The sequence below is a fragment of the Kribbella sp. NPDC056861 genome (genome assembly GCF_040687575.1).
Taxonomy (GTDB): domain Bacteria; phylum Actinomycetota; class Actinomycetes; order Propionibacteriales; family Kribbellaceae; genus Kribbella.
In genome coordinates, this window is record NZ_JBFBNQ010000009.1 from 60,311 (window position 1) to 86,588 (window position 26,278).

32 protein-coding genes are annotated in these 26,278 nt (G+C 68.0%); 14 read left to right on the top strand and 18 right to left on the bottom strand.

Going from position 1 to position 26,278, the window contains the following annotated elements; all coding sequences use genetic code 11:
- Positions 1–30: 30 nt before the first annotated feature.
- Positions 31–480, top strand: a complete 450-nt coding sequence (locus tag AB0P21_RS37055; protein ID WP_363703386.1) for a GNAT family N-acetyltransferase — start codon at positions 31–33, stop codon at positions 478–480.
- 4 nt (positions 481–484) lie between these two features.
- Here AB0P21_RS37055 and AB0P21_RS37060 read toward each other — a convergent pair whose 3' ends face one another.
- Both AB0P21_RS37060 and AB0P21_RS37065 read right to left on the bottom strand, forming a co-directional pair.
- Positions 485–847 carry a hypothetical protein gene (locus AB0P21_RS37060; RefSeq protein ID WP_363703388.1) on the bottom strand — a complete coding sequence of 121 codons (363 nt, stop codon included), beginning with the start codon at positions 845–847 and terminating at the stop codon, positions 485–487.
- Between the two features lie 65 nt (positions 848–912).
- Complete coding sequence (locus tag AB0P21_RS37065; protein ID WP_363703390.1) at positions 913–1,317, bottom strand: VOC family protein; 405 nt, start codon at positions 1,315–1,317, stop codon at positions 913–915.
- Between the two features lie 60 nt (positions 1,318–1,377).
- Between AB0P21_RS37065 and AB0P21_RS37070 the strand changes: the two genes are divergently transcribed.
- On the top strand, positions 1,378–1,809 hold the full coding sequence (locus AB0P21_RS37070; RefSeq protein ID WP_363703392.1) for a MarR family transcriptional regulator: 432 nt from the start codon (positions 1,378–1,380) through the stop codon (positions 1,807–1,809).
- 1,187 nt (positions 1,810–2,996) lie between these two features.
- Here the strand turns inward: AB0P21_RS37070 and AB0P21_RS37075 are convergent.
- A complete protein-coding gene (locus tag AB0P21_RS37075) occupies positions 2,997–4,052 on the bottom strand; it encodes an aldo/keto reductase (RefSeq protein ID WP_363703394.1) in 1,056 nt (351 codons plus the stop codon).
- Between the two features lie 160 nt (positions 4,053–4,212).
- Here AB0P21_RS37075 and AB0P21_RS37080 point away from each other — a divergent pair, with 160 nt between their 5' ends.
- From AB0P21_RS37080 to AB0P21_RS37100, 5 genes are all read left to right on the top strand, one after another.
- Entirely contained in the window at positions 4,213–4,797 is a 585-nt protein-coding gene (locus AB0P21_RS37080; protein ID WP_363703396.1) for a DUF6529 family protein, read from the top strand.
- Between the two features lie 14 nt (positions 4,798–4,811).
- Positions 4,812–5,258 carry a Rieske (2Fe-2S) protein gene (locus AB0P21_RS37085; protein WP_363703398.1) on the top strand — a complete coding sequence of 149 codons (447 nt, stop codon included), beginning with the start codon at positions 4,812–4,814 and terminating at the stop codon, positions 5,256–5,258.
- Positions 5,255–5,818, top strand: coding sequence for a hypothetical protein (locus AB0P21_RS37090; RefSeq protein ID WP_363703400.1), 564 nt, complete (start codon positions 5,255–5,257; stop codon positions 5,816–5,818). The genes AB0P21_RS37085 and AB0P21_RS37090 overlap by 4 nt, the downstream gene beginning before the upstream one ends.
- An 84-nt stretch (positions 5,819–5,902) precedes the next feature.
- A complete protein-coding gene (locus tag AB0P21_RS37095; RefSeq protein ID WP_363703401.1) occupies positions 5,903–6,949 on the top strand; it encodes an aminotransferase class V-fold PLP-dependent enzyme in 1,047 nt (348 codons plus the stop codon).
- Between the two features lie 32 nt (positions 6,950–6,981).
- On the top strand, positions 6,982–7,416 hold the full coding sequence (locus AB0P21_RS37100) for a MerR family transcriptional regulator (RefSeq protein ID WP_363703403.1): 435 nt from the start codon (positions 6,982–6,984) through the stop codon (positions 7,414–7,416).
- A gap of 26 nt (positions 7,417–7,442) precedes the next feature.
- Here AB0P21_RS37100 and AB0P21_RS37105 read toward each other — a convergent pair whose 3' ends face one another.
- From AB0P21_RS37105 to alr, 3 genes are read right to left on the bottom strand one after another with little or no spacing between them, the layout of a single operon-like run.
- Entirely contained in the window at positions 7,443–8,069 is a 627-nt protein-coding gene (locus AB0P21_RS37105) for a M15 family metallopeptidase (protein WP_363703405.1), read from the bottom strand.
- A complete protein-coding gene (locus AB0P21_RS37110; RefSeq protein WP_363703407.1) occupies positions 8,066–9,037 on the bottom strand; it encodes a D-alanine--D-alanine ligase family protein in 972 nt (323 codons plus the stop codon). Before AB0P21_RS37110 ends, AB0P21_RS37105 begins: the two co-directional genes overlap by 4 nt.
- Positions 9,034–10,161: an alanine racemase gene (gene alr / locus AB0P21_RS37115; protein ID WP_363703408.1), complete on the bottom strand. Its 1,128-nt coding sequence runs from the start codon at positions 10,159–10,161 to the stop codon at positions 9,034–9,036. The genes AB0P21_RS37110 and alr overlap by 4 nt, the downstream gene beginning before the upstream one ends.
- A 140-nt stretch (positions 10,162–10,301) precedes the next feature.
- Here alr and AB0P21_RS37120 point away from each other — a divergent pair, with 140 nt between their 5' ends.
- Both AB0P21_RS37120 and AB0P21_RS37125 read left to right on the top strand, forming a co-directional pair.
- The gene (locus AB0P21_RS37120) at positions 10,302–10,859 is read left to right on the top strand and encodes a CGNR zinc finger domain-containing protein (RefSeq protein ID WP_363703410.1); all 558 of its coding nucleotides are present in this window, start codon (positions 10,302–10,304) and stop codon (positions 10,857–10,859) included.
- An 81-nt stretch (positions 10,860–10,940) separates the two neighbouring features.
- Positions 10,941–11,414, top strand: a complete 474-nt coding sequence (locus AB0P21_RS37125) for a carboxymuconolactone decarboxylase family protein (RefSeq protein ID WP_363703412.1) — start codon at positions 10,941–10,943, stop codon at positions 11,412–11,414.
- Here AB0P21_RS37125 and AB0P21_RS37130 read toward each other — a convergent pair.
- Genes AB0P21_RS37130 through AB0P21_RS37140 form a run of 3 tightly spaced genes read right to left on the bottom strand, consistent with a single transcriptional unit; the run spans position 11,368 to position 13,954 of the window.
- Positions 11,368–12,042: a GNAT family N-acetyltransferase gene (locus AB0P21_RS37130; protein ID WP_363703414.1), complete on the bottom strand. Its 675-nt coding sequence runs from the start codon at positions 12,040–12,042 to the stop codon at positions 11,368–11,370. The two genes, AB0P21_RS37125 and AB0P21_RS37130, sit on opposite strands and share 47 nt — an antisense overlap.
- Positions 12,043–12,078: 36 nt before the next feature.
- Positions 12,079–13,218, bottom strand: coding sequence for an ROK family transcriptional regulator (locus AB0P21_RS37135; RefSeq protein WP_363703416.1), 1,140 nt, complete (start codon positions 13,216–13,218; stop codon positions 12,079–12,081).
- A gap of 31 nt (positions 13,219–13,249) precedes the next feature.
- On the bottom strand, positions 13,250–13,954 hold the full coding sequence (locus AB0P21_RS37140) for a GAF and ANTAR domain-containing protein (RefSeq protein ID WP_363703418.1): 705 nt from the start codon (positions 13,952–13,954) through the stop codon (positions 13,250–13,252).
- A gap of 182 nt (positions 13,955–14,136) precedes the next feature.
- On the opposite strand from AB0P21_RS37140, the gene AB0P21_RS37145 reads away from it, so the two are divergent.
- The 3 genes from AB0P21_RS37145 (at position 14,137) to AB0P21_RS37155 (ending at position 17,241) form a co-directional block, all read left to right on the top strand.
- Positions 14,137–14,784: a TetR/AcrR family transcriptional regulator gene (locus AB0P21_RS37145; protein WP_363703420.1), complete on the top strand. Its 648-nt coding sequence runs from the start codon at positions 14,137–14,139 to the stop codon at positions 14,782–14,784.
- Positions 14,777–16,705, top strand: a complete 1,929-nt coding sequence (gene nhaA, locus AB0P21_RS37150; protein WP_363703422.1) for a Na+/H+ antiporter NhaA — start codon at positions 14,777–14,779, stop codon at positions 16,703–16,705. The genes AB0P21_RS37145 and nhaA overlap by 8 nt, the downstream gene beginning before the upstream one ends.
- An 80-nt stretch (positions 16,706–16,785) precedes the next feature.
- Positions 16,786–17,241 carry a rhodanese-like domain-containing protein gene (locus AB0P21_RS37155; protein ID WP_363703424.1) on the top strand — a complete coding sequence of 152 codons (456 nt, stop codon included), beginning with the start codon at positions 16,786–16,788 and terminating at the stop codon, positions 17,239–17,241.
- A 396-nt stretch (positions 17,242–17,637) separates the two neighbouring features.
- Here the strand turns inward: AB0P21_RS37155 and AB0P21_RS37160 are convergent, their stop codons facing one another.
- Positions 17,638–18,141, bottom strand: a complete 504-nt coding sequence (locus tag AB0P21_RS37160) for a tetratricopeptide repeat protein (RefSeq protein ID WP_363703426.1) — start codon at positions 18,139–18,141, stop codon at positions 17,638–17,640.
- Positions 18,142–18,226: 85 nt separating this feature from the next.
- Here AB0P21_RS37160 and AB0P21_RS37165 point away from each other — a divergent pair, with 85 nt between their 5' ends.
- Positions 18,227–18,619: a VOC family protein gene (locus tag AB0P21_RS37165; RefSeq protein WP_363703428.1), complete on the top strand. Its 393-nt coding sequence runs from the start codon at positions 18,227–18,229 to the stop codon at positions 18,617–18,619.
- Between the two features lie 9 nt (positions 18,620–18,628).
- Here the strand turns inward: AB0P21_RS37165 and AB0P21_RS37170 are convergent, their stop codons facing one another.
- From AB0P21_RS37170 to AB0P21_RS37195, 6 genes are all read right to left on the bottom strand, one after another.
- Positions 18,629–20,389 carry an MOSC and FAD-binding oxidoreductase domain-containing protein gene (locus tag AB0P21_RS37170; protein ID WP_363703430.1) on the bottom strand — a complete coding sequence of 587 codons (1,761 nt, stop codon included), beginning with the start codon at positions 20,387–20,389 and terminating at the stop codon, positions 18,629–18,631.
- 2 nt (positions 20,390–20,391) lie between these two features.
- Positions 20,392–21,213, bottom strand: coding sequence for a pyridoxamine 5'-phosphate oxidase family protein (locus tag AB0P21_RS37175; RefSeq protein WP_363703432.1), 822 nt, complete (start codon positions 21,211–21,213; stop codon positions 20,392–20,394).
- Positions 21,210–21,791 (bottom strand): CGNR zinc finger domain-containing protein, encoded by a 582-nt coding sequence (locus AB0P21_RS37180; RefSeq protein WP_363703434.1) that lies wholly within the window; start codon positions 21,789–21,791, stop codon positions 21,210–21,212. Before AB0P21_RS37180 ends, AB0P21_RS37175 begins: the two co-directional genes overlap by 4 nt.
- Before the next feature lie 58 nt (positions 21,792–21,849).
- Positions 21,850–22,230 carry an ester cyclase gene (locus AB0P21_RS37185; RefSeq protein WP_363703436.1) on the bottom strand — a complete coding sequence of 127 codons (381 nt, stop codon included), beginning with the start codon at positions 22,228–22,230 and terminating at the stop codon, positions 21,850–21,852.
- Positions 22,231–22,292: 62 nt separating this feature from the next.
- The gene (locus tag AB0P21_RS37190) at positions 22,293–22,643 is read right to left on the bottom strand and encodes a hypothetical protein (RefSeq protein ID WP_363703438.1); all 351 of its coding nucleotides are present in this window, start codon (positions 22,641–22,643) and stop codon (positions 22,293–22,295) included.
- Between the two features lie 60 nt (positions 22,644–22,703).
- Positions 22,704–23,411 carry an SDR family oxidoreductase gene (locus AB0P21_RS37195; protein ID WP_363703440.1) on the bottom strand — a complete coding sequence of 236 codons (708 nt, stop codon included), beginning with the start codon at positions 23,409–23,411 and terminating at the stop codon, positions 22,704–22,706.
- A 127-nt stretch (positions 23,412–23,538) separates the two neighbouring features.
- Between AB0P21_RS37195 and AB0P21_RS37200 the strand changes: the two genes are divergently transcribed.
- Entirely contained in the window at positions 23,539–24,450 is a 912-nt protein-coding gene (locus AB0P21_RS37200) for a LysR family transcriptional regulator (RefSeq protein WP_363703442.1), read from the top strand.
- Here AB0P21_RS37200 and AB0P21_RS37205 read toward each other — a convergent pair.
- Both AB0P21_RS37205 and AB0P21_RS37210 read right to left on the bottom strand, forming a co-directional pair.
- Positions 24,441–25,292: a fructosamine kinase family protein gene (locus tag AB0P21_RS37205; RefSeq protein WP_363703444.1), complete on the bottom strand. Its 852-nt coding sequence runs from the start codon at positions 25,290–25,292 to the stop codon at positions 24,441–24,443. The genes AB0P21_RS37200 and AB0P21_RS37205 overlap by 10 nt on opposite strands.
- Positions 25,285–26,274 carry a cation diffusion facilitator family transporter gene (locus AB0P21_RS37210; protein ID WP_363703447.1) on the bottom strand — a complete coding sequence of 330 codons (990 nt, stop codon included), beginning with the start codon at positions 26,272–26,274 and terminating at the stop codon, positions 25,285–25,287. The genes AB0P21_RS37205 and AB0P21_RS37210 overlap by 8 nt, the downstream gene beginning before the upstream one ends.
- Positions 26,275–26,278 lie beyond the last annotated feature (4 nt).

Genomic DNA, 26,278 nt, shown 5'->3' on the forward strand with positions numbered 1-26,278 from the left:
AACTCGGAGCCCGATTGCTAGCGTGATGGGATGATCCGCGCCCTCGACCTGACCGACCAGCCCACCGCCGAGCGGGTATTGGTCGTGCAGCGCCTGGCGTACGCGGTGGAGGCCGAACTGATCGGCTTCGACGGCATCCCGCCGCTGCACGAAGACCTCGCGACACTCATGTCCTCCACGGAACACTGGCTCGGCCGGTACTCCGAAGGCGAACTGGTTGCCGCGGTCGCCTATGAGTTCCCCGACGCGGACACCGTCGAGATCAGCCGCTTGGTGGTCGACCCGTCTGCATCCCGGCGAGGCCACGGTCGCGCGTTGCTCGACCACCTGGACGTGCTTGAGCCACGCCGTACCAGCCTGGTCTCGACCGGTACGGCGAACACCCCGGCCGCCACGCTCTACCTGTCCCGCGGCTACGTCGCCACTGGTCAGGTCGAGATAGCGCCGGGCGTCACGATCACCCAATTCCGCCGCGGCTGAGCGGTCAGGTGGTGGCGGGGTCCTCGTGGGCGGGGTCGTCGACCGGCTCGTGCGCCTCGTTGCCCTCGACCGGCTCGACTGCCTCGACCGGCCTGACTGCCTCGACCGGCCCGTCGGCCGCGACTGGCTCGTCGGTCTCGATGGCCTCGGGCTGTTCGACCTGCTCTGCAGGTGGGACCACGACGGCCTCGTGAGGGCGGCGCGGCGGGTTCGGCTGCGGGCCGGCCGAGACGGTGCCCGGGTGGTCCAGGCCTTCCAGCTCGCCGTCGGGGTTCAGTTCGACCCCTTCCGCGCGCAGGTCCTCGCCGATTTCCACTTCCGCGGCCTTCTGGCCGGGGAGCGGTAGTCCTGGTCTGTCGAAGCTCATACGTCCTCCTATGGGCGGGGCTGCTGTCAGACCAGTACCCCAACCGTCATGGTGTCATCCGGCGCTCAGTAGGACTGCAGTTCCAGCAAGTTGCCTTCGGGGTCGCGCAGGTGAGCTGTGCGAAGGCCGGCTCCCCACTGCGGTCGGTCCTGCGCCTCGGTGACCACGGCAGCGCCGTACTGCGTGAGGACCGGCACAGCCGCGTCGACATCGGCCACCTTGAAGACCAGCATCGTGCTGTCCTGGGTCGGGCCGTCTGTCGGCAACTCCTCGGTGCCGACCGCGCCGGCCATCATGGCGCGACCGAACAGCACTAACCCGGTCTGGCCCTCGAGATCCCAGTTCGCATAGCTCGCCTCGGCCAGCACCTTGACCGGCTGGACACCGAACAACTCGGCCAGCACGCCTCGGTAGAACTCAACGGCAGCAGGGAAATCGCGAACCAGCAGTCGCGGGTAGAAAGCGTCCATTCAAGACTCCTAAGAATAGTGGGTAAATACCAACGATTGGTCAGAGCCTACGATATGCCGATGGAGAGCCTGCTGGAGACGACCACCTTCGTGCTGCACAAGGTGGCGGTAGCGAGCCGCCGCGCGATCGCGGAGCGGCTGGCCGAGCGCCCCGGCCTGACGCTCTGGCAGTACGCCACGCTCGCGGAGCTCGACGATCACGGGCCGGTCGCGCAGAAGGCGCTGGCCGCGGCACTGGGGGTGGATCCGAGCGACATGGTGCGGCTGATGGATGAGCTGCTTACCGGCCGACTGGTAGCGCGTGCTCGCGATCCACTCGATCGGCGGCGCTATCAGGTGACGCTGACCGCGGCAGGCCGCAAGGCGCTCGCGGGCGGGCGGGGCGTCGTACGGGAGGTTGAAAAGGCAACGCTCGCGCCGCTGACGGCGGCCGAGCGGGCGACTTTGCTTGAGCTGGTGGTGAAGATCCATCGGGCTTCTGTTGAGAACTAGCCGCGATCTGTACTCGCTGGGCTAGAAGGTTCAGCCTTCGACAACTTCTCGACGGCTCCTCGGTGGTCGGCCCGCAGCCTGCCTGCTGCCCGCCGCCCGCCGAGGGCTCGTGGCGCTGGGCGCCACCTCGCTAACGCCTGGATGCTGACGCGGGCAAGCCTGCGATGCGGATCAACCGATCTGCCTTGGGCAGTGGTCCTGCGCCCGCCCACCCGCACCGCCCGTCCGCCGGGCTCGTGGCGCTAGGCGCCACCTCGCTAGCGCCTGGATGCTGACGCGGGCTAAGCCTCCGATGCGGATCAGCCGATCTGCTTGGCCAGTGGGCCTACGCCTGCTGACCGCGCCTGCCTGCCGAGGGCTCGTGGCGCTGGGCGCCACCTCGCTTGCGCTTGGGTGCTGACGCGGGCAAGCCTGCGATGCGGATCGGCCGGTCTGCTTGGAACGGTGGTGCTGTGCGTGTCCGGCAGGTCCGCCCGCCGAGGGCTCGTGGCGCTAGGCGCCACCTCGCCAACGCCTGGATGCTGACGCGAGCAAACCTGCGATGCCGATCAGCCGATCTGCCTGAACCGGTGGTGCCACGACCGCCAGCCGAGGGCTCGTGGCGCTGGGCGCCACCTCGCAAACGCCTGGATGCTCACGCGAGCCAAGCCTGCGATGCGGACCAGCCGATCTGGTGGCGGCTTGCTCATCCTCGACCGTCCGCCAGAGGGCTCGTGGCGCTGGGCGCCACCTCGCAAACGCCTGGATGCTGACGCGAGCCAAGCCTGCGATGCGGATCAGCCAATCTGCCTGAGGGCGGTGGTGCTGTACGTGTTCGGGCAGGTCTGCCCGCCGAAGGGCTCGTGGCGCTGGGCGCCACGTCGCCTGCGCCTGGATGCTGACGCGGGCAAGCCTGCGATGCCGATCAGCCGGTCTGCCTGAACCGGTGGTGCCACGCAGGCCCGTCCACGACCGCCAGCCGAGGGCTCGTGGCGCTGGGCGCCACCTCGCAAACGCCTGGATGCTGACGCGGCCCGAGCCTGCGACGCGGATCAGCCGGTCTGCTCGGACCGGTGGTGCCACGCGTGCTCATCCAGGGCCGCCCGCTCAAGGGGTGACGCTGCATGCCAACTCGCCGCGCCTGGATGCTCACGCCATCAAGCGCTTAATGCGGCAAGACAGACCAACTAAACGCAGGCAAGGGCGGTCTAACCAGCCGACCGATCACCAACCAACCGCCGGCGCTTAGCCGGATCAGTCAAAGCAGGCGACGACCAAAGTCCATCCGACTGATAGTGATGCAGGTCCGTCCCCGGTGGGACGATCTCGTCGATTCGGTCCAGGACGTCGTCTTCGAGTGTCAGATCAGCACCCGCCAGCAGCCCCTCCAACTGCTCCATCGTGCGCGGGCCGATGATCACCGACGTCACGGCCGGATGCGCGGTCACAAACGCCAGCGCCAGCTCTGGCAGCGTCCGGCCGAGACCAGCCGCAAGCTCGGCGAACTGCTCGACAGCGTCGAACTTCGAGGCATTCGCCGGCAGTGAAGGGTCGAAGCGGTGCGGGGTTAATGCTGCACGTCCAGCGGCGAGGTCTACCGGCTGGTCGCGGCGGACCTTGCCGGACAAGAAGCCCGAGGCGAGGGGGCTCCAGGTCAGGACGCCCATGTTCAGCCGTTGGGTGGTCGGTAGCAGGGAGCGCTCGATGCCACGGGTGACCAGGGAGTACGGCGGTTGCTCGGTTCGGAACTTGCCGTAGCCGCGGCGTTCGGCGACGTGGTACGCCTCGACCAGGTCCTCGGCGGGGAAGGTCGAGCAGCCGAAGGTGCGGATCTTGCCCTGGGTGACCAGGTCGGTGAGGACCGAGAGGGTTTCCTCGATCTCCGTTGCCGGGTCCGGCCGGTGTACCTGGTACAGGTCGATCCAGTCGGTGCCGAGTCGGCGCAGGCTCTGGTCGACCTCGTGGGTGATCCAGCGCCGCGAGTTGCCGCCGCGGTTGGGGCCCTCGCCCATCGGGAAGTGCACCTTGGTCGCCAGTACGACGTCCTCGCGGCGGCCCTGCAGTGCCTTGCCGACGATCTCCTCGGACTCGCCGCTGGAGTACATGTCGGCGGTGTCGACGAAGTTGATGCCCTGGTCGAGGGCCGCGTGGATGATCCGGGCGCTGTCGGCGTGGTCGGGGTTGCCGACCGCGCCGAACATCATCGTGCCGAGGCAGTGCACGCTCACCTCGATACCGGTCCCGCCGAGTGTGCGGTAGCGCATGTCCAACTCCTAGCTCCTGTGGTCTAGCGCAGAACCTAGGAGCTAGACCGCTGTCTAGGTCAAGCAGCCACCCGCGCTCTGGTACGCCGCTTGCGACGGTTCCCGTTGAACCGGTCCGGCTGTTGGCACGTATAGCCCTCATACGACGGTTGGAGGGGACATGAGTACAGACGTGGTGGCTCCGCCGGAGCAGCAGTCCGGGGTACGGGGAGTCCTTGTTTTGCTGGGGTTTGCCGTGATCGGCGCGTTGGTCGCGGTCTCGCTGGGGTTCTACGGGAAGGCGCACACGCCGACCGGGCGGCCGCTGGCGTTGATCGTCGGGTTCACGAACCTGACGCCGATGAAGGCCTGGCTCGCCACGGCTGCCGTCGTACTGGTGGTCTTCCAGGTGGTGTCGGCGTTGTGGATGTACGGGCGGTTGCCGGTCAAGCGCCAGGCGCCCGCGGTGCTGTCGCAGCTGCATCGGTGGAGTGGGTCGGTGGCGTTCGTCGCGACGTTGCCGGTGGCCTATCACTGCCTGTGGAGCCTCGGCTTCAGCACGTTCGACACCAGGACGGCGTTGCACTCGCTGTTCGGTTGCGCCTTCTACGGCGCGTTCACGACCAAGATGCTCGCGCTGCGAGCCGACAAGCTGCCGAGCTGGGCCCTGCCGATCTCGGGCGGACTGCTGTTCGCCCTGCTGATCGGCGCCTGGGCGACAGCCTCGGTCTGGTACTTCGCCCAATCCGGCGTCCCGCTGCGCTGACAGGAGACAAGACAATGGAACGCAGAACCCTCTTGGCCGCAGGTGGCGCGGCCGCGCTGATGACCGGATGCGTCGTCCAGCGAGTACCAGCCACCAACAGTGCACCAGCTCCCAGTACTGCGCCGCCAACCACCGGCGCCCCCGCTACAACCAACGCGCCTGCCCCCGGCCCAGCCCCGCTGGCAAAGGTCGCCGACATCCCAGCCGGCGGCGGCGTGATCCTGAAGGACCAAAGCCTCGTCCTCACCAAAGACGCCGGCGGCAAGATCTGCGCCTTCTCGGCGATCTGCACCCACCAGGGCTGCGCGGTGACAGGAGTCGGCAACGGAACGATCGACTGCGCCTGCCACGGCAGCAAGTTCGACGCGACCACCGGCGAGCGAGTCGCCGGACCAGCCAAGAATCCCTTACCCGCAGTCGCTTTCGAGCAACGCGACGGCGCGATCTTCAAGGCCTCATGATGCTGAAGAGCCTGCCGACCATGCTCTGGGTGATCGGCGCCACCGTCGCGGTGGCAGCCCTCAGTCCCGCCGCCGGAAACGTCATCACCACAGCACCACCGGCCGCCGCACCACCGCCACCTGCCGCGGCGCCCAGCACCCCACCACCAACAGCGAAACCAACCGCCAAACCATCAACACCAGCATCACAACCCGAAGTCATCAAAGCCGGTACGACGAACCTAGGCCTGGTCGCCGTCGACGCCGACGGCCTCACCCTCTACATGTCCGTCCTGGACAGCCGCGACCCATCGAAATCGGTCTGCGTCAGCAAAGCCTGCCTGGCCGCCTGGATCCCCGTCTACGTCAAGAAACCCGGAGTACTGGCCGGAGCCGGCGTGAGCCAGGCCAAGGTCGGCACTGTCGTCCGCCCCGACAAGGACGTCCAGGCAACGCTCAACGGCTGGCCGCTCTACCGCTTCGCCAAGGACAAAGCCCCTGGCGACGTCCTGGGCGAAGGCCTGAAAGGCACCTGGCACGTCCTCAACCCAGCCGGCAAACGCCTCACCAGCACGAGCTGACCAGCCCGAAAACCACCGAGTTCCGAGGGGTGTGGTCACACTGGGGGCTGACATCGGGCACTACGCAGTACAGGAGGCGGTCGGATGAGTTCTGAGTACGCGGAGTTGTGGGAGCCGCAGCCGGGATGGTTGAACACGGCGTCGTACGGGTTGCCGCCGCGGCCGGCGTGGGAGGCGTTGCAGTCGGTGCTCCACGACTGGCAGGTCGGGGCCACCAGTTGGGAGCCGTGGGACGGGTCCACCATCCGGGCCAGGGAGTCGTTCGCGCGGATCGTCGGGGCCGCGGCCGAAGACGTGTTCGTCGGGAGCACGGTGTCGGCGGCGATCGCGCCGATCGCGGCCGCGCTGCCGGACGGGTCGCGGGTGCTCGTGGACGACATCGAGTTCACCTCGAACGTCTACCCCTGGATGGTGCACGCCGACCGTGGTGTCGAGGTGACCGCGGCCAGTACCGAGAAGTTCGTCGAGGCGATCCAGCCGGGGATCGACCTGGTCGCCGTCAGCGCGGTCCAGTCCGCCACCGGAACCGTGCTCGACCTCGCCCAAGTTGTTGCCAGATGCAACGAGATCGGCGCGCTGCTGGTGGTCGACGCCAGCCAGGCGGTCGGCTGGTTGCCGCTCGACGTGGCCGGGGTCGACGCGCTGATCGCGCACACCTACAAGTGGCTGATGTCCCCGCGCGGCGCGACCATCGGCTACCTCTCACCGCGCCTGCAAGAACGCTGCCGCCCACTGCACGCAGGCTGGTACGCCGGCCGAACCGTCCACACCTCGTACTACGGAACGCGGATGGAGCTGGCCGACGACGCGCGCCGGTTCGACCAGTCGCCGGCCTGGTTCAGCTTCGTTGGCGCAGCCCCCGCGCTCGAGCTGATCGAGGAGATCGGCGTCGAGACCATCCACCGGCACAACCTCGCCCTGGCCAACGAGTTCCGCGCCGGACTGGGCCTGCCGCCGGGCAACTCGGCGATCGTCAGCACCTCGCTCCCGGGGGCTGAAGAGGCCTTCGCGGCAGCCGGCGTACGGGCCGCGGTCCGGGGTGGCAACCTGCGCGCGTCCTTCCACATCTACTCCACCCAGGCAGATGTCCAGCTGGCCCTGGCCGCGCTCCAAGGGCTGAAATCCTCCTAGAGTTGACTCTAGCCGCAGCTACTGTGAGCGGCATGGCTGACGGGTTGAGCATCGGGCAGGTCTCCGAACGCACCGGACTGAGCGTGCACGCGCTGCGCTTCTACGAGCGGGAGGGCATCCTCGCCGACCCGGTACGCCGGGAGGCCAACGGTCGCCGCGTCTACAGCGAGGACGACGTCGACTGGCTGGACATGTGCATCAAGTTCCGGTCGTCGGGGATGCCGCTGGACACCATCCGGCGGTACACCGACCTGGTCCGGCAGGGCGCCGGCAACGAAGAGGCAAGGCTGGCGCTGCTGAAGAGTCACCAGGAGGCGGTCGCCGCGCAGATCGAGGAGCTCACCGAGTGTCTCCGGGTGATCACCTACAAGGTCGACATCTACACCGAACACCTCGACCGCGGCACCGCCGACAGCCTCTGGGTCGCGCCGTCGATGGCCCAGGACGCGAGCGACCAAGCAGTCTGACGGCACGCCTCACCTGACAGCACGCCTCAGCTGGCGACCAGCACCGCCGTCGGCCCGTAAATCGCCTGCTCGCGCCCTTCGACGAACGCCCAGTAGCGATCCCCGAAGGACCAGTGCCACCACTCGGTCGGGTAGTTCACCAGCCCCGCCGAAGCCAGTACGTCGGCCAGCAACGCGCGATTGGTCCGGGCCTCGCGACTGATGTTGGTGGCTGCGAAGAAGCACGCGCCGTTGCTCTGCTCGGGCGTCGCGTCGATCGGCGTACCGAGATCGAACGGGCCGTGCTCGCCCATCAGCGTCAGATCCACTGCCGCGCCTGCGACATGCGGCGCGACCTCGACCGGCGAGACGAACCGGCTCGCGAGGACGTGCACCTCGTCGTCGGAGATCCCAGGGTTGAGCGTGCGCAACTCGGCCACGTAGCCGTCGTAGATCTCCTGCTGGCTCTCGACCGCGCGCAGCCCCTCAACGACGTGCAAGCGGATCCCGGTGGGCAGGAAACTCTCGGCGACCGCGAGCCGATCGGCCAGCGACTCCCGGACGTACTGGCGTCCCTCGGCGGAGATGCCGCGGCTGAAGAGGTCGACCAGCGGTTCGCCGCTCTCGATCGCCGGTATCCGGGTGATGCGCTCGTCGCTCAGCAGGACGGTCATGCGGACTTCTTGGCGGCCGCGGTGGTCAGCAGGTTCTCGATCACGTCGGCGTACGACATACCGGCCGCGGCCCACATCCGCGGGAACTGCGAGGCCGGCGTGAAGCCCGGGAAGGTGTTGATCTCGTTGACCAGCGGGTTGCCGTCGGCCGGGACGAAGAAGTCCACCCGGGCCAGCCCCTGGCAGCCGAGCGCGTCGAACACCTCCAGCGCAGTACGGCGAAGCTTCTCGGTCAGCTCGGCCTCCAGCGGCGCCGGTACGACGAACTGCGTCCGCCCGCTGTCGTATTTCGTTGCCGCGTTGAAGAACGGCTGATCCGGATCGGCATGGATCTCCAGCGCCGGCGCGACCTCGACCCGGCCGTCCGGGAACTCCATCACCGCGAGATCGATCTCCCGGCCGTGGATCTCCTGCTCGACCAGGACCCGCGGGTCCAGTTCGGCCGCGACGGCCAAGGCGGTCGCCAGCGACTGCAGGTCAGTGGCTCGCGCGACCCCGAAGCTCGAGCCGCCACTGGCCGGCTTGGCGAAGACGGGGAACTCGATCCCCGCTGCCTTGAGTCGCTGGACGACCGCCTCGGGGTCGCGAAGGTCCGCGCCGCGGACGGTGATCCCCGGGGCGACCGGGAGACCCTGCGCTCGCAGTACGGCCTTGGTCAGATGTTTGTCGAGCCCGACCGCGCTCGCCGCGACGCCGTTGCCGACGTACGGGATGTGGAGTTGGTCCAGGAAGCCCTGGATGACGCCGTCCTCCCCGCCTTCCCCGTGCAGGGCGGGGATCGCGACGTCGCTGTCCTGCAGCAACGCGATCGCCTCGTGTTGTCCGTCCTGCCAGTTGCCCTCGGCATCGATCAGCAGCGGTACCACGCTGTGCCCGGAAAGCTCGGCCGCCTTGGCGATTCCGCGTCCGCTGGCGAGCGAGACCTGGTGCTCCGGACTGGCTCCGCCACTGATCACGACGACCTTCACTGGTGGATCCCTTCGACGTAGCGGCGCGGGATCCGGGAGCCGATTCCGCAGTAGATCTCGTGTGGAATGGTGCCGGCCCAGGCGGCCCAGTCGGCGGCCGTCGGCTCACCGGCATCTCCGTTGCCAAAGACAACTACCGGCGTGCCGGGCTCGATCGGCAGGTCGCCGGCGTCGACGACGAACTGGTCCATCGTGATCCGGCCGATCACCGGCAGCCGGACACCGCGAACCAGCACGCCGGCCCGGCCGGAGGCGATCCGCGGGATGCCGTCGGCGTACCCGATCGGGATCAGTGCGATCGTGGTGTCGTGCTCGGCCACGAAGTCGTGCCCGTACGAAACGCCTTCACCTGCGTGGATCCGGCGGACCTGGGCGACCTTCGAGACGAGTTGCATCGGCTGCCGGAGACCGGCGTCGACCTCGTCGATGCCGAACAGGCCGGCCCCGATCCGGACCAGGTTGCAGTCCGGCGCGTCCAGGGTGAGCGCGCCGGAGGAGTTGGCCAGGTGAATCACTTCCGGGTCCAGACCGGCTCGGCGGGCCAGGGTGACCCCTGTGCGCAGCAGTTCGAGTTGCTTCTTGCTGTGCGTCGCGTCCAGCTCGTCGCCGTGCGACAGGTGCGACCAGATGCCGCGGACCTTGATCGCGCCGAGTGCCTCGTAGTGGGCGGCGGTGCGGGTCAGCTCGATCCACTGGTCGGGCGCGCTGCCGCCGCGGTGCATGCCGGTGTCGAGCTTGAGGTGGACGTTGCGCACGTTGGGAGCCGAGACCGCTTGCTGCAGTTCGGCGACGGTGGAGACGCTGACGTCGATGTCGGCGAGCAGCAGCAGCTCGGCAGCGTCGTACAGCCAGATCAGGATGGGTTCGGTCAACCCGGCAGCCCGCAGCTGAAGGGCTTCGTCGGCCCGGGCGACGCCGAGCCAGGTCGCGCCCGCCTCGACCGCGGCGCGGGCGACATGGACCGCGCCGTGACTGAAGGCGTCGGCCTTGACGACCGCCATCAGCTCCGTGCCCGGGCGAATGCGCTTGCGCAGGGTTTGTACGTTGTCCCTGACCACGGACAGATCGATCACGGCCTCGGCCAGTCCCAGGCAGGGACGGGTCGGGCTCTGGACCAGGTTCATAGCGCTCATTGTTGTTTCCGGCAACGAGCTGACACATCGTTTCCCGGTCGGATGTTGGCTCACCGGCGCGTACGACCCTGGTACGACACCACGTCATACCGCTCGTCCTTTCGATCGAGCCGGATCACTAGGCTGGGCGGGTGGACGCGACCGGTCATCTGAAGGCATCCCTCGACGCGGGGCTCGCGTTGGGTAACCGCTTCGGGGCGGAATGGAGCCGCGGGCGGGCGCAGGCCGCGGGGTCGATCCCCGATGTGGAGGCCGTACTACGGCTGACCACCAACCTGTCGCCGGTGGTGGACGAGGCGGCGCTTGCGGAGTTCGCGGCCGGTGGAGTCCGGCTGTACGGCGTACTGGCGTTGCTGGCCGCGGGGGAGATCGACGCGAGTGCGCGCGAGCTCAACGAGCTGTTGCGGGCGACTCGGGCGGCGCCGCAGCTTTCGCAGTACGGCGGGGAGCCTTGGCATCTGCATTTCGCGGGGCCGGACGCGTCGGTGGCGACGAGTTGGCTGGCCGAGTTCGCGACGGCGGCGGCGATCCTGCTCGGCAGTTCGGAGTACGAGCTGTTGCGGCGGTGTGTGGCCGAGCGATGTGACCAGTTGTTCCTGGACGCGACCCGCAATCACACCCAGCGGTTCTGCTCGACCGCCTGCCAGAACCGGACCAAGGTCGCCGCGTTCCGGTCGCGCGAGACGTAGGTCACCTCGCAGCGGAGTCACAGTCGGCGGGGCTGTCGTGTCGTAACTGTGTACACACCAAAACGACAGAGGAGTCCAGTCATGGATGCCCGTTTGAACGTCTTCAGTAGCCCGGCGGCCGGCAAGCTGATGAAGCACCTGGTCGGCGCGGCCGGTGTGGTCGGCGCGTCGTCGGTCCCGTACACGACGCTGGAACTGGTGAACCTGCGCTGCAGCCAGATCAACGGGTGCGGCTTCTGCACCGACATGCACACCAAGGACGCCGTTGCCGCCGGTGAGTCGCAACTGCGGCTCAACCTGGTCGCCGCCTGGCGCGAGGCGACCTGCTTCACCGAGGCCGAGCGGGCCGCGCTGGAGCTGGCCGAGGAGGGCACCCGGCTCGCGGATGCCAACGGTGGCGTCTCGGACGAGGTCTGGGCCACCGCGGCCAAGCACTACGACGAGGAGCAGTTGCTCGCGCTGGTGGCGCAGATCGCCTTGATCAACAGCTTCAACCGGCTCAACGTGATCACCCGGCAGCCGGCCGGCGACTACGTGGCCGGTCAGTTCCGCTGATCGCCGTCAACATCGTTGCCTCTGTCAACCAGCTGGACCTGGTGTAGAGGTAGCCGCCTTCGGGCGTCGCCATCAGCAGACCGGTGGCGGCGCCGCGTTGGCGTGCCCGGCTGCTGAGGGTCGCCATCACGACACTGCCGAGGCCGAGGCGGCGGTGGGCCGGGTCGGTCTGGATGTCGTGCATGACGGCGTCCTGGCCGACGATCGCGGCCATCCCGCGAGCTGCGATGTTGCCCTGGGCATCAAGGATTCGTGTGCGTTCCAGCGGTCCGTCGCTGCTCGTCTCGACCCGGTACTGCGCCGGCGTGGCGGCTTCTGCGTGCAGGTTGAGGTCGATGGACATCAGGAGGCATCGCTCGGCGAAGACCTCCAACCCGGCCTGCTCCAGTACTGCGGCTGTCGCGTCGGGGTGCTGGGTCGTGACGGTCAGCCAGGTCGGCTCGGTGGCCTTGGTGATCTCGATCGCGAGGTCGTCGATCACGTCCGTGCGGTCGGTGAGCGCGAAGAGTTCACGCGTCCTGCCGGGGAGGTCGAGGGTGACCTCCAGGGCGGTCTCGTGGTCCTGCGCGGCGGCCAGGCCTCGACACAGGCACCAGCCGTGCGCCCAGCGGCGTACCAGCTCATCCATGGAGATCAGTGTAACTGGGTATTTTGAGATAGCCAGTTACTTGCCGAGAACGAAGGTCTGGATGGCGATCACTGCGGCACCGCGGGCCCACTGGGTGAAGGACGGGTCCTGCAGGATGATCGGCGGTGCGACGGCTGCTGGGTGACGGTCGGCCCGGAGGCCCGCCTCGAGCTCGGTCGCGGCGACTGTCGCCAGCCGGACGCCCTCGCCGCCGAGCATGACGGCCTCGGGCATCGTGAAGTTGCTGGCTGCCGCGATCAGGCGGCCCAGGGCGTGCCCGGCAGCCTTCACCACGCGACTTGCTTCAGGATCGCCGGCGGCGGCCAGGTCGAGGCATTCGTCGTACCCGATCGGGCGGTTGAGGGCCTGGCTGATCTGGGTGGTGATGGCGTCGGTGGTCAGCATCGAGCCTGCGCAACCGTGGTGGCCGCGTTCGCAGGGCGGGCCGTTCGGGTCGAGCTGGGTGTGACCGACCAGGCCGAGCCCGGCCTCGGTGGTGTCGACCAGCTTGTCGTGGACGACCAGGCTGTAGCCGACCCCCGCGCCGATGGTGATCAGGCAGAACCTGCTGATCCCGCGCCCCGCGCCGAACCAGTGGATCGCCTCAGTGACCGCGGTGACGTCGTTCGCGACCACGACCTGTGCGTCGGTGCGCTCGGCGATGAGTTGCCGGAACTTCACGTCCTCCCAGGCGAGGAAGTCGCCCCGCAGTACGTCGCCGGAGCTGTCGACGTGCCCGCCCAGACTCACTCCGAGTCCAGTGATCGCCGGCCGCCCGTCACCCAACGAGCGGGCGATCTCCACCACCAGCTCCGCGACGGCCTCAGGGGAGTGATCAGGCAGCGGCCGCTCCTCGGTCGCGATCACCTCGGCCCGCAGCGTCGTCAGCACCCCGAGCGCGGTGTCCCCAGTCAGCTTCACGCCGACGAAGTGGTGCGAGGTCGGCACGATGTCCAGCGGCTGCGACGGCCGCCCGACCTTGGGATCAGCCGGCCCACCCGGTACCTCGACCAGCAGCCCCGACTCCAGCATCGGCTTCGTCAACCGGGTCAGGCTCCCCGCCGACAACTCCACCCGCCGAGCCAATTCGGCCCGCGACAGGGGCCCGTCCAGCAGGATCTCCAATGCGACCTGATGTGACGGCCCGCTCAACGGCCGCCAAGCTCCCACTCCCACCCTGCCGACCTTACCGCCGCCCCCGCGGGTGTTAATGGGGAAGTTTGCGGGTGTCGATCAGTTGCTGGGCGACGTCGCGGAGCTTGGTGTTGGTGTCCTGGGAGTAGCGCTTGAGGATGGCGAAGGCCCGATCGCCGTCGACGTCGAAGCGCTCCATCAGGATGCCCATCGCCTGGCCGACCAGCTTGCGGGCGTCGACCGCCTGCGCCATCGTCTCCTCGTGCCGGGCCGACGCGACCGCCACCGAGGCGTGCCGGGCGAGGATGTGCGCGATCGCCTCGTCGTCCTCGCCGAACGCATCGGGCTCAGCGGAGTACAGGCCGAGTACGCCGACGATCGAGCGGCTGCCGTCGCCAGTGGTCAGCGGCACGTCCAGCACGCTGCGGACCCCGAGGCCGGCCACCTTCGCCGCCCACTCCGGCCACCGCTCGTCCTTGCTGGTGTCCCGGATCAGCACGCTGTCGCGATCCCGCAGGGCGGTGATCAGCGGGCCGACGTCCGAGCTGATCTGCAGCTCGTAGACGTCGTTGACGACCGGGTCGGTGCTCGCGGCGACCTCGGGTCGCGAGCCGCGCACATAGAGTGCGATTCCGGCGTACATGCAGTTCAGCGCCTGCAGCGCGAACTGGACCACCGCATCGACGGTCTCCTCGACGCCGGGCGCGTCGTGCAGTTCGACAGCGAGTTGCGCGAAGGCGTCCGCAGACGTCGGCGCGGCAACCTCGAAGTCAGCCATCGTGGCTCCAGACATGAATCATCGTCGGGGGGCACCCCGTGGCTGGAGTGTTCCTCAGCGGACATCATGCAGCCTCGCCCCCCGGGAGTGGTAGCCGGATGTCCGATCTTGTTATGAACCGGTTTTGCGGGGTCAATGCTGTTCTGGGTTACTCATCCCAAAAGACCGAGTAAGGTGTCCGCATGACCGGTACTGCGAAGCTGACGCGGAAGGGTCGAGCGACCAAGGAGCGGATCGTCTCCACCGCCGCCGACCTGATCTACGCGCACGGCGTCGCGGGCACCAGCATCGAGGACGTCCGTGCGGCCGCGGGGGTCAGCGGCTCGCAGATGACCCACTACTTCCAGGACAAACGCAGCCTGGTCGCCGACGTGGTCGACCACCAGGCGAGGGTCGTGATCGAGTTCCACGGCAGCCCCGAGCTGGGCGCGCTCGACAGCTTCGCGGCCCTGCGTCGCTGGGCGTCGGCCGCGGTGCAGCGGCTGATCGACAACGACTGCCAAGGCGGTTGCCCGCTCGGCTCGCTGGCCGGCGAGGTGGCCGAGAGTGACCTGCTCGCCCGAGGCCGCCTGGCCGTCGGTTTCGAGCAGTGGGAGCAGTTGCTGCGCGAGGGGTTGCAGGCGATGCGGGACCGCGGCGAACTTCGTGAAGAGGCTGATCCGCGAGGTTTGGCGATGGCGCTGCTCGCCGCGCTTCAGGGCGGCACGCTGCTGACGCAAACCAGGCGAAACGTCGCTCCGCTGCGAGCAGCGCTCGACGCCGTGCTCACCTATGTCGAGTCCTTCGCGACCACTCCAGTGGACGAGGCAACTGGAGGGCGGGATGGCTGACTTCTCGGGGCTGTTGAGCGGGCGGACGACCTGGACCAAGGAGTTCGCGGCGCCGATCAGGGACTTCCTGCGGACCGAGTCGGGCAGCTCGGGCGTGCTCGCGATCGCGATCCTGACCGCACTCGCCTGGGCCAACCTCTCGCCCGGCTCGTACGACGGTTTCTGGCACACCGATCTCTCGCTGGCGCTCGGCGGTCGTCAGCTCGAGATGACCTTGCAGGAGTGGGTCAACAGCGGGCTGATGACGCTGTTCTTCCTGGTCGTCGGGCTGGAGGCGCGCCGGGAGTTCGACCTGGGCGACCTGCGCGACCGCAGCCGGTTCGTGCTTCCGGTGGTGGCCGGCGTGGCGGGGATGGCCGCGCCGGTGCTGATCTATCTGGCCTTCAACCACGGCGGCGAGGGCGCGCACGGCTGGGGTGTCGCGATGTCGACCGACACCGCGCTCGCGCTCGGCCTGCTGGCGCTGGTCGGGCGCGGGGTGCCGGATCGGGTCCGGGTGTTCCTGCTGACCGTGTTCGTGGTGGACGATCTGATCGCGCTGCTGGTGATCGCGATCGTCTACAGCGAAGACATCGAGTTCATGCCGCTGATGATCGCGATCATCGCCTTCGGTGTACTCGTCGCCGCCAGCCTGTTCCAGATCCGCAAGGTCGGCGTCTACGTCGTACTGGGCGTGGTCACCTGGGCCGCGTTGCTGACCAGCGGTGTCGACCCCGTGGTGGCCGGCCTGGCGATCGGCCTGACCGCCTCGGCGTACTCACCGGGCCGCGACGAGCTCGAGCAGGCGACCGGGCTGTTCCGCTTGTTCCGCGAGCAGCCGACCCCGGAGTTGGCCCGGTCGGCGACCCTTGGTCTGACCTCGACGCTCTCGCCCAACGCACGCCTCCAGCACTTCTACCACCCCTGGACGAGCTACCTGATCGTGCCGATCTTCGGCCTCGCCAATGCGGGCATCACGATCGACGGCGGCTTCCTCGCCCAGGCGTACCGGTCGCCGATCACGCTCGGCATCCTGTTCGGCTACGTGATCGGCAAGCCGGTCGCGGTGATGACGGCCTCGTGGTTGCTGACCAGGTTCAGTGGCGGCCGGTTGCGTCCGCAGGTCGGCTGGGCGGCGGTCGCGGGCAGCGGCACGATCGCCGGCATGGGCTTCACCGTGTCGTTGCTGATAGCAACATTGGCGTTCGAGGGCCCGGCGCTGGCGGAGGCGAAGCTCGGTCTGCTGTCCGCGGTGGTAGTCGCCACGATCCTCACCTGGCTGGTCTTCCAGGCGGCCCGGCTGCTGTCTCCAGCGCGCAAGGCCGTCGCGATGCTGGGCGACGTCGACGAACTGGTCGACCTGATCGAGCCGGTCGACCCGGAGCGCGATCACATCCGCGGCCCGGAGACAGCCTCGGTCACCCTGGTCGAGTACGGCGACTTCGAATGCCCGTACTGCGGACTCGCGGAGCCCGTCGTGCGAGATCTGCTGAAGGATGACGACCTGCGCTACGTCTGGCGTCACTTACCCCTGACCGACGTCCATCCACGCGCGCAGATCGCAGCCGAGTTCTCCGAGGCGGCGGCCGCGCAAGGTGCGTTCTGGGAGATGCACGACCTGCTGCTCGAGAAGCAGGAGAACCTCAAGCCCGCCGACCTGATGGCGTACGCCCAGCAACTCAACCTGGACAACGATCGCATCCACGACGAGGTCAAACGTCACGTCGCGGCTGCCCGAGTCGCCCAGGACGTCGAGTCCGCCGACCTCAGCGGCGTCTCCGGCACCCCGACCTTCTTCGTCAACGGCCAACGCCACTACGGCGCGTACGACGTGGAAACACTGAGCGCCGCGATCAAAACAGCCCGCGCCCGAGCCAAGATCCGGGACACCGACCTCCCTCCACTGGTCCACCGACGCCGTGGCAGTAATTTGCCGCAGTAGGTCATTCCTGCCACTGGTGGGAGGTGCTTCCGCTGCCTGACGCTGGTCTCTCCAACTGACCTTGGCCTGAAGGAGACGACATGTCAGCAGTACTGAAAACAGCTCCCGCCGAGCAACAGCAAGCCATCGCGCACTTCGCAAGCAAACTCACCTACGAGACCGACCCATCAGACGTAGCCGCAGACATCGGCGCCGGCCTCACCGGCTGGGTCCTGGTGGACAGCAGAAGCCAGGAAAGCTGGGACCAAGGCCACGTCCCAGGAGCAATCCACCTCCCAACCGCCGAGATCACCGCCCGTGCCACCTCCGCAGTCCCACCGGGCACCCCAGTAGTCACCTACTGCTGGGGCCCAGCCTGCAACGGCGCCACCAAAGCAGCCCTGGAGTTCGCCAAACTCGGCTATCCAGTCAAAGAAATGATCGGCGGCATGGAGTACTGGACCCGCGAGGGCCTACCAGTCGAAACCGCCAACGGCATCACCCGCCGCCCCTCCGACCCCCTAACCGCCCCCACCGGAATAGCCTGCGCCTGCTAACCCACCCGCCGCGCCACAGCCAGACGATCAAATTTCCTCGGCCTTAGACCAACTTCAGCGGCGCAGCGGCGAGAACCTCAAGCAAGGTGCCCGCCGCCAGCGAGCCCACAGCAACCACATACGAACCACGAACCACGAACCACGAACCACGAACCACGAACCACGAACCACGTACGCCGGTACAAACCGCGGACGCCGGCACCATCGACGGACGCCGGCACCAACCACGGACCCCCGCTTCAACTACGGACGGCCTGCTCACCTACTTCTGCGGCGCAGCGGCGAGAACCTCAAGCAAGGTGCCCGCCGCCAGCAAGCCCACAGCAACCACCAGCCCAGCACCCCGGGGATAGGCAACGCCTGCTAGCAACCAGGTCAAGCACCGCGCCCACCGACCTACTTCAGCGTGGCAAGGTACTCCGCATTGCCCCGAATCGCCGCCTCGTAGCGCTTGATCTCCGGAGTATCCACCCGGTCAGCAATAACCAGCAGCAACGTCGCCAGCGCTTTATCAGGGTGACCAGCCGCATGATGGGTAAGCGACTTGAAAACCCGAAGCGAGTCAGACTCCGGGAACTCCTTGCAAGCCGCCGCAAAAACCGCAAGCGACTCATCAAAGCGCTCCAGATTGCGCAACGTGCTGCCGTACTGAAGCAGACACCGCCGTCTGATGTCCCCACTCAAACCAGGCAGAGCCTGTTCGTAGTACGGGACCGCCTTCTCCTCCTGACCGGCGGTGTCGTACGAGCCGCCGACCTCATACAGCACGTACGGGTTGCCGGGATGCTTGCTCAGCAGATCCTCGAAGAAGTCGATGGTCGGCTGCATGTTCTCCCGGTCGCGCCGGGCGAAGGCTTCTTCGATGGTCGCGGCCAGTTCCGGTGTCAGGTCTTCGCTCACCGTTCCATCATGCCGGGTCGGAATGTCGAGTTGGCCGGGGCCGCTCCGACGTGGCGGGCGCAAGGTCATTCGAGAGGAGACGGTGATGAGTGAAGTAGCACCCTGGGCGCGGTCGGTTTTTGCGATCACGTTGTTCGTGGAGGACCTGGACGAGTGCAAGCGGTTCTACCGGGAGGTGTTCGGGCTGCCACTCGACGGCGGGGACGAAGTGTCGGTCGCCTTCAAGGTCGGTGAGTTGCTCATCAACCTGCTGCAGGTCACCGAAGCGCCCGAGTTGATCGACCCGGCACCGGTCGGCGGCGCGGAGGCGGGTCGGCGGTTCCAGCTCACCGTGCCGGTGGACGACGTCGACACCCTGTACGCCGAACTGTCCGGCCGCGGCGTCAAGTTCCTCAACGGCCCGATGGATCGCCCGTGGGGAATCCGTACCGCGGCCTTCGCCGACCCGGCCGGCCATGTCTGGGAGATCGCCAAGTAGGCGAGCGGCTCAGAGGTCGAGCACCAGATCGCCGGCCGGGCGGGCGCAACAAGGCAGCACCTGGCCGGCGGTCGGCGGCTCGAGTGGTTCGGGCCGATAGGTCACCTCGCCGGAGATCAGCGGCGTGACGCAGGTGTGGCAGACACCCGTGCGGCACGACCACCGCGTCGGTACGTCACACGCGTCGGCCAGATCCAGTAGCGAGGCGTGCTGCTCGGACCACGGCACCGACAAACCACTGCGGGCGAAGGTGATCAGCGGACCGTTGCCCGGCGCACCTTCTGGCGGATGGGGTGGTACCGCGCGCTGATCGACCAGCCCGGGATTGATCGACGGCAAAGCGCCGAACAGCTCGGTGTGGACGCGCCCAATCCCCAACTCCGCAAGAGTTTCCTGCATCTCGGCCATGAATACGGCCGGGCCGCAGACGTACGCCGTCGCGTCGGCCGGCAACCCCAGCGCGGCGAACTGCTCGCGACCAGGGCGCTGGCTATCGGCGGTGTAGAAGACGTGCTGATGAGCTTGGGGGAGAGTCGCCAGCAGCTCACTCGCCTCGGCGGCGAAGGCTTGCTGCGCAGGATCGCGAGCCACGTGAATCCACCAAACCACTGATGAACTCTTGCTGTCAGCAAGTGCATGCAGCATCGCCAGCACCGGCGTGATGCCGACGCCCGCGGACACCAGCACGACCGGCCCAGGGTCGTCGGTCAGCACGAAGTCACCGCGCGGCGCGGCTGCGTCGACGGTCATCCCCGCGGTCAGGTGGTCGTGGATGAAGCTACTCACCAGCCCGTCGCGCTTGACGCTGATCCGGTACTCCGCTGCGCCCGGTGCTGACGACAACGAGTAGCTGCGGACCGCCGACGACCCAGCAGTTGGCGTCACCCGAAGAGTCAGGTACTGCCCAGCCCGGGCAGCAGGCAACGCCTCACCATCAACAGCACGGAAGCAAACCGACGAGATCGAGCTGCTCTCGTGCACCACCGCGGTGACCGCCAGCGCCCGAAAACCAGCCCAACCGGCAACCACCGTCTGCCCAGCGACACCCGCCTCGCCGCCAGCCGCAGCCGCCGTCTGCCCAGCGACGCCTGCCTCGCCGCCAGCCGCAGCCGCCGACTGCGCCGCGGAGTACTGCTCGACCAGCTCACGAAAAGACTGCTGCCACCCCGGGCTCAACGCCGGGATCTCCAGCGATCGCCGCAGCTTCTCCCGATCCCGATCCGGCAGATACAACAGCGCATCGATATCGGCCACGCTCAACGCCTCCGGCCCCACCCGGGTACGAACGATCTCGTCCCCAGCCTCGACCACACCTTCCGTGATCACCCGCAGGTAGAACCCCGGCCGATGATGCGCGACCAGCAACGAAGGAAGCTCCGGCTCGCCGAGCCGCATGCCGACCCGATAGCAGGTCACCCGCGGCTGGCTGACCTCGAACTCCGCCTCGCCAATCCGGTACCGATCGCCGATACACACCTCGTCATCCGGCAACCCGTCCACCGTGAAGTTCTCGCCGAACATCCCATAGGTGAAGTCGTCGCGCCCGAAGTACTCCTGCCAGTACGCGTAGGAGTCGAGCTGGTAGACCATCACCGCCCGCTGCTCACCTCCGTGGCCGCCGAGGTCGCCCTGCCCGTCACCGTCGACATTCAGCCGCCGTACCATCCGCGGCCCCTCGACCGGCGACTTCCACACTCCCGTATGGACCGTGCGCCCGTTCCACGCCACGTCCTTCGGCAGACCGACATTGAGCGAGTGCAGCGTCGCCATGATCAGCTCCAGCTGTTGAGTACTGTGCGGGTCGGGTGGAAGCGGACCGCCCGGCCTGTCTCGCCCCCAGCGTCCCACTCGATGGTCGCTGTCCCGGTCAGGTGCAACGCCGTGCCGGTCGCGAAGTCGAGGAAGAGCAACGAGGCTGTCGGGTCGATCGCGATATTGCCGAGGCTGTTGAACATGTTGTTGCCGGGATAGTCCGGCCACCACACGTCGCCGCCCTCGACCCGCACGAAGCCCGGCTCGCCGCCCTTGTGGGAGGTGTCGGCGCCACGCGTCGGGTGCGCGGTACCGAGGAAGAAGGTGTCCGCGTTCTCGATGAGCGCTTTCTGCTCGGCACCCAGCGTCCCGTCCGTGATGACCGGCAAGCTCGACGCGGGCTGAGTCACCTCGTGCGGATGGATGTACTGCGGGCAGTTGCCGTACGCCTGTTCCGCCGCGATCTCCAACTCTTCCCCGGTACTATGAACCAGCTCCCCGTTGATCCTCACCCGCCGCCGCAGCGCCAGGTCGATCACCAGTACGCCGACCGGCTGCCACGCCGGTACTCCGTGCAACGGGTCGCCCGCGCCAGGCGCAGTACCGATCGTCAACGTGCTGTCGCGCGAGGCGAGGAAGCCAGGCAATCCCGACAAGGCCGTCGTCCACAACCGCCCGTCGTCATCGCGCGCCGTGATCGCGGCGAAGTCGCGCTGCGCCAGGAACTTCTTGGCGCCACCCTCGAGCGATGCCGGCCGCAGCATCCCCTCCAGCCGCGACGCGTCGTGCGCGACCCCGGCCTTCTGCTGGACCGCCAACTCGCCTTCGTGGAAGCCGGTCATGAGCGCTTCGTCTTCTCGTAGTGCCGAGCGACCCGGGTCCGGTTGCCGCAGACGCTGCCGATGCACCATTGCCGTCGTTTGTGCTCGGCGAGGAAGAGCATCGAGCAGTTCGGGTTCGCGCAGCGTCGGAGCGTGCTCAGCTGGGCCTCGTCGGTCAGCAGCTCGATGGTCTCGCCGGCGATCATCGCCAGCGCGGCATTCCCGCCGTACTCCGGATGCCACCGCGTCTCGGCCCGCGGCCCGTCGTCCGTCACCGTCAATCGCAGACTCCGCGGCGCACCTGCGGCCGCCGCGTTGAGCTCCTCCACCGAGCTCGGTGACGCCTGGCGACCCTCCAGCTGAGCGTCGAGAACCTCCCGTACTGCGGTCCGCAACCGCCGCACCGCAGTACCGTCCGGAACCGGGCCCTCCGGCAACCGTGCGTGCTGGAGCTCCCACCACTTCGCCAACTGCTCCGGCGTCTCGATCAGGTCTACCGGCGGATCGACCGCCAGCAGCTTCGTGTCCACCAGATCGAGCGCGACCAGCCGCTCGCCACCCATCGCGAACCCGGCCGCGATCAGCTCCGCAACGCTCACGCCAACTCCTAGCTAATGTTTGATGCTCCACTTTAACATTAGCTAGCAAACAGGGAGACTAGAACATCGAGTTCTGGTTGGCGGCGGTCGCCGGGATGTCCTGGATGACGTCCCAGTGCTCGACCACCTTGCCGTCCTCGACCCGGAAGAAGTCGGCCAGCGCCTGACCTGGTTCGCCGGGCTCGAGGGTGAGGTGCGAGTGGGTGACAACAAGGTCGCCTTCGGCAACGACCCGCTTGATCTCCAGCTTCAGTTCGGGGTGCTCGCCGCGGAGCCACTTGACGAAGCCGATGAAGGCCTCGGTGCCGTCCGAGGCCATCGGGTTGTGCTGCACGTAGCGGTCGCCGACGTGCTGCTCGGCGGCCTTCTCCGGCTCACCGTCGAACGCGGTCTGGTAGTAGTCGACGACGATCTGCTTGTTCCGTTCGAGGTCTGCCATGCCGTTGACGCTAGGTCACCCGGTCGTCGGCGGGAAGTACCCACTTGTAAGTTAGCTACTTCCTAACCCAGCTTGGAGACCTGGTAGTGGTCGAATTGCCAGCCGCTGTCGTTGCGTCGGGCAATGATGCTGAGGAAGACCTTCAGGGTCGGGCGGTCGACGAACGAGAAGGCGACCTCCAGGTAGCCGAGGACGAGATCGTCGCTCAGTTGCCGGGTCTCCAGGATCTCGTAGTCGGCCCGCATGCCGAGCGGTTGCGATGCGTAGTACTCCGCGACGCCGGCCGGGCCGATGCTGTACGGGTGCAGGCCCTGGAAGATGGCGTCGTCGGTGAAGAGCTTGGCGACGGCCGCCGGGTCGTGGGCGTCGATGCCGGCCTTCCACTGGTCGAGCAGGGTGCTGAGAATGCTCATGACTGATGCTCCTTGAGGGGTGGGCGGACGGTGGGAGGACCGCCCGCCCGGTGCGGGGTACTAGTGGCCGGCGCTCTGGCCGCCGTCGACGTGCAGGATCTCGCCGGTGACGAAAGGCGCTTCTTCGAGGTACGTGATGGCGCCGGTGACGTCGGAGACATCGCCGATCTCGCCGACCGGGTGCAGTCCGGCCAGCGCCGCGTGCGTCTCCTCCGGGTGCATCGGCGTCCGGATGATGCCGAGGGCAACGGTGTTGACGCGGATGCCGCGGGCGGCGTACTCGATCGCGAGCGACTTGGTGACGGCGTTCAGGCCGCCCTTGGTCAGCGAGGCGAGCGCGGACGGCACGTTGACGTTGGCGTGGTCGACCAGGCTGGTCGAGACGTTCACGATGTGGCCGCCGTCGTGGTCGAGCATCGCCTTGATGGCGGACCGGGTGACCTCGAAGAAGCCGCGCAGGTTGACGCCGGTGACGAGGTCGAACTCCTCGTCGGTGTAGTCGGTGAACGGCTTGGCGATGAACACCCCGGCGTTGTTGATCAGGGTGTCGATCCGGCCGAAGGCGGCCAGCCCCTGCTGGATCACCTCGGTGCCGACGCCGGGGGCGGCGATGTCGCCGGGCACGGTCAGCACGAACGGGTCGTCCGACGGCTGGATGGTTCGCGAGTTCGCCAGCACGGCGTACCCGAGCTTGCGGTAGGCGGTCACCAGGCCGGCGCCGATGCCCTGGGACGCTCCGGTCACGACTGCGACTTTCTGGGTGCTCACTGTGCTGCTCTTTTCTGCTGATCAAGGGAGAGCGATCGTTCTCCGTTGACTCGATAGTGGCGCGGCGCAGCATGGCGTTCCAGGACTTGTTGCCTCCGTGCTGGGAGGCAACGCCTACGATGCTCAGATGGAACTGCGGCAGCTCCGGTACTTCGTCGCGGTGGCCGAGGAGCTCAACTTCGGCCGCGCCGCCGCCAGCCTGCACATCGCCGGGCCGTCGCTGTCCCAGCAGATCAAGGCACTGGAACGCGACCTCGGCATCCGGCTGTTCGACCGCGACCGCCGCTCGGTCACCCTGACGCCGTCCGGCGAAGCGCTGCTGGCGCCAGCCCGCGACCTGCTGAACCAGGCCGACGAGCTGCGCCGCTCAGCCGCCGGCCTCTCCCAGGCCGAACCGGTCCGCCTCGGCTACGTCAGCTGGCACCCGCCGGACCTCCTCACCCGCGTCTCCGGGATCGCCCGGCTCCGGATCGACGCCTGGGTGATGCCGTCCCACACGCAGGCAGCGCGGGTCGCCGACGGCAGCGTCGACCTGGCAATCGCGTGGATCAAGACTCCCGCTCTGGCCGAGCAGGACCTGGAGGCGCGCTTCATCGGCGCCGACCGCCTGTACGCCGTCTCGCCCGGCCCCGACGATTCGCCGGTCCGCGCGAAGGACGTCGTCATCCTGGTGGACGCCGACATCGCGACCTGGTCGTCCTGGAACGAGTACGCCGAGGAGCTGGCGCGCGCGACAGGCGCGAGACTCGAGTACGTCGACGACGGCGGCCTGACCGGCCCGGCGTTCCACGAGCACATTCGCCGCCTGCGCCGCCCGGTCCTCAACAACCCGAAGCGCACCACCACGCCGACCCCGGCCGACCTGGTCGAACGCCCTGTCATCGACCCGGCGCCGTGTTGGACCTGGTCGCTGATCTCCCGCAAGTCCGACCCGCGGGCCGCGATCCAGTCCAGCATCCACGCCCTGACCGACGACATCCCGCCGTTCTGCGCCGACCTCACCACCTGCTGGCTACCGGCCGACGACCCCTATCGATAGGTCGCGACCACGGCCCGAATCTGCGCGACGTTGTCCCCGACCGCCCCGAAATGGGCGACCACACTCAACAGCTCGCGCAGGTTGAGCAGCCGCAGCCGCTGCTGCCAACCAGGCTCAGGCGGATGGAGTTCGTGGTACGCCGCGAAGAACCGGTCCGGTACTCCGCCGGCGCAGAACATCATGCTGAGATCGACCTCTGCCCAGGTCCAGCTCACCGCCGGGTCGATGAAGACCGGCAGGCCGTCCGGGGTCGCGATCACGTTCGCCCGCCACAGATCGCCATGGGTCAGCACGGCCGGCGCCTCGGGAAGAAGGTCGGGGAACCGGTCGCAGAGTCGCTCGATCGCGGCTCGATCCTGCGGGGAGAGAGCGTCCTGGGTCATGGGTTCGCGGAGATAGCGCAGTACTCGCCTGGTCGCGAAGAAGCGGTGGCCGTCGGCGTCCCACGCGTTCTCCTGTGGGAGCCGTCCCAGCCAGCCGTCTTCCGGCCAGCCGTATTGTGGCGAGGTCTTGGTGTGCAGCCTGGCGATATCCCGTCCGGCAGCTTCCCAGAATTCGTCTGTGCCTGGGGTGATCGGATCGAGCGCCGCCAGCGTCAGCGAGTTGTCGGTGACACCGATGACGTCGGGAGTGCGGAGGCCCTCGGCTCGTAGTACGGCGAGGCCTGCCGCTTCTGCCGCGAAGACGCCGGACTGTTCGTCATTCGAGGACTTCACGACCACGGTTTCGTCGGTCAACCGCACCCGCCAGGTGTTGTTGGCCAAGCCGCCGGTGAGTAGCTCGACTGCCAGTACCTCGGCGCCGTTGACCGCCTGCCTGACGGCGTCGGGGAGATCAGACACTCAGAGTCGGTTCGTCCGGGGCGGAGAGGCTGAGTACTGCGCCGGCGACCGCGGGGGAGGCGGCGATCTTGGCCTCCAGGGCGCGGAGCCGGACGGCGACATGGGACTCGGTGTCCTCGCCGGTGAGGTCGACGTCGCCGATCACCGAGATCATCCGGGGGCCGACGATCTCCAGCCGGAGATAGGTGACCCGGGCAACTTCCGGCGCGTCCAGCAGGGCCTGCAGCGCGGCCTTGCGGACCTGCGGATCTGCCTCTTGGCCGACCAGGAATCGGCGGTTGCGGTTGATCAGCAGCAGCGCGACCCAGGCGAGCAGCAGGCCGACCAGGATCGAGCCGACGGCGTCGGGGATCGACGAACCGGTCAGCTGATGCGCGAGCAGACCGGCCGCCGCGATGACCAGGCCGGCCAGCGCGGCGGCGTCCTCGACGAACACCGCGCGCAGCGTCGGGTCCGAGGTCGCGAGCACGTGCTCGATCAGATCCCGGTCGAGCGTGTTCGCCTCGGCGCGGGCTTGCCGGGCCGACTGCAGGAAGGAGATGCCTTCCAGGACGAAGGCGACGCCGAGTACGACGTACCCGATGATGAAGTGGTCGGCCGGTTCCGGGGAGATGAGTTCCTGGACGCCGTGCGTGATGGAGACCGCGGCGCCCGCGACGAACAGCCCGAGCGCGGCGAACAGCGACCAGACGTACGCCTCGCGCCCGTGACCCAGCGGATGCAGCTCGTCGGCCGGCTTGTGTGCTCGCCGGTTGGCGATCAGGAGGAAGACTTCGTTGCCCGCGTCGGCCCACGAGTGCGCCGCCTCGGCCAGCAACGACGCCGACGCCGTCATCACCGCCGCCACCGACTTCGCGATCGCGATCAACACGTTCGCCACGAACGCGACCAGCACCGTCGTCAGACTCTCGCCGCCGCCTGACGCCCCCGCTCCCGGGACATCGGCCAACAGTTCCCGGCGTCCGCCTTCTTCATCCACCATCAGG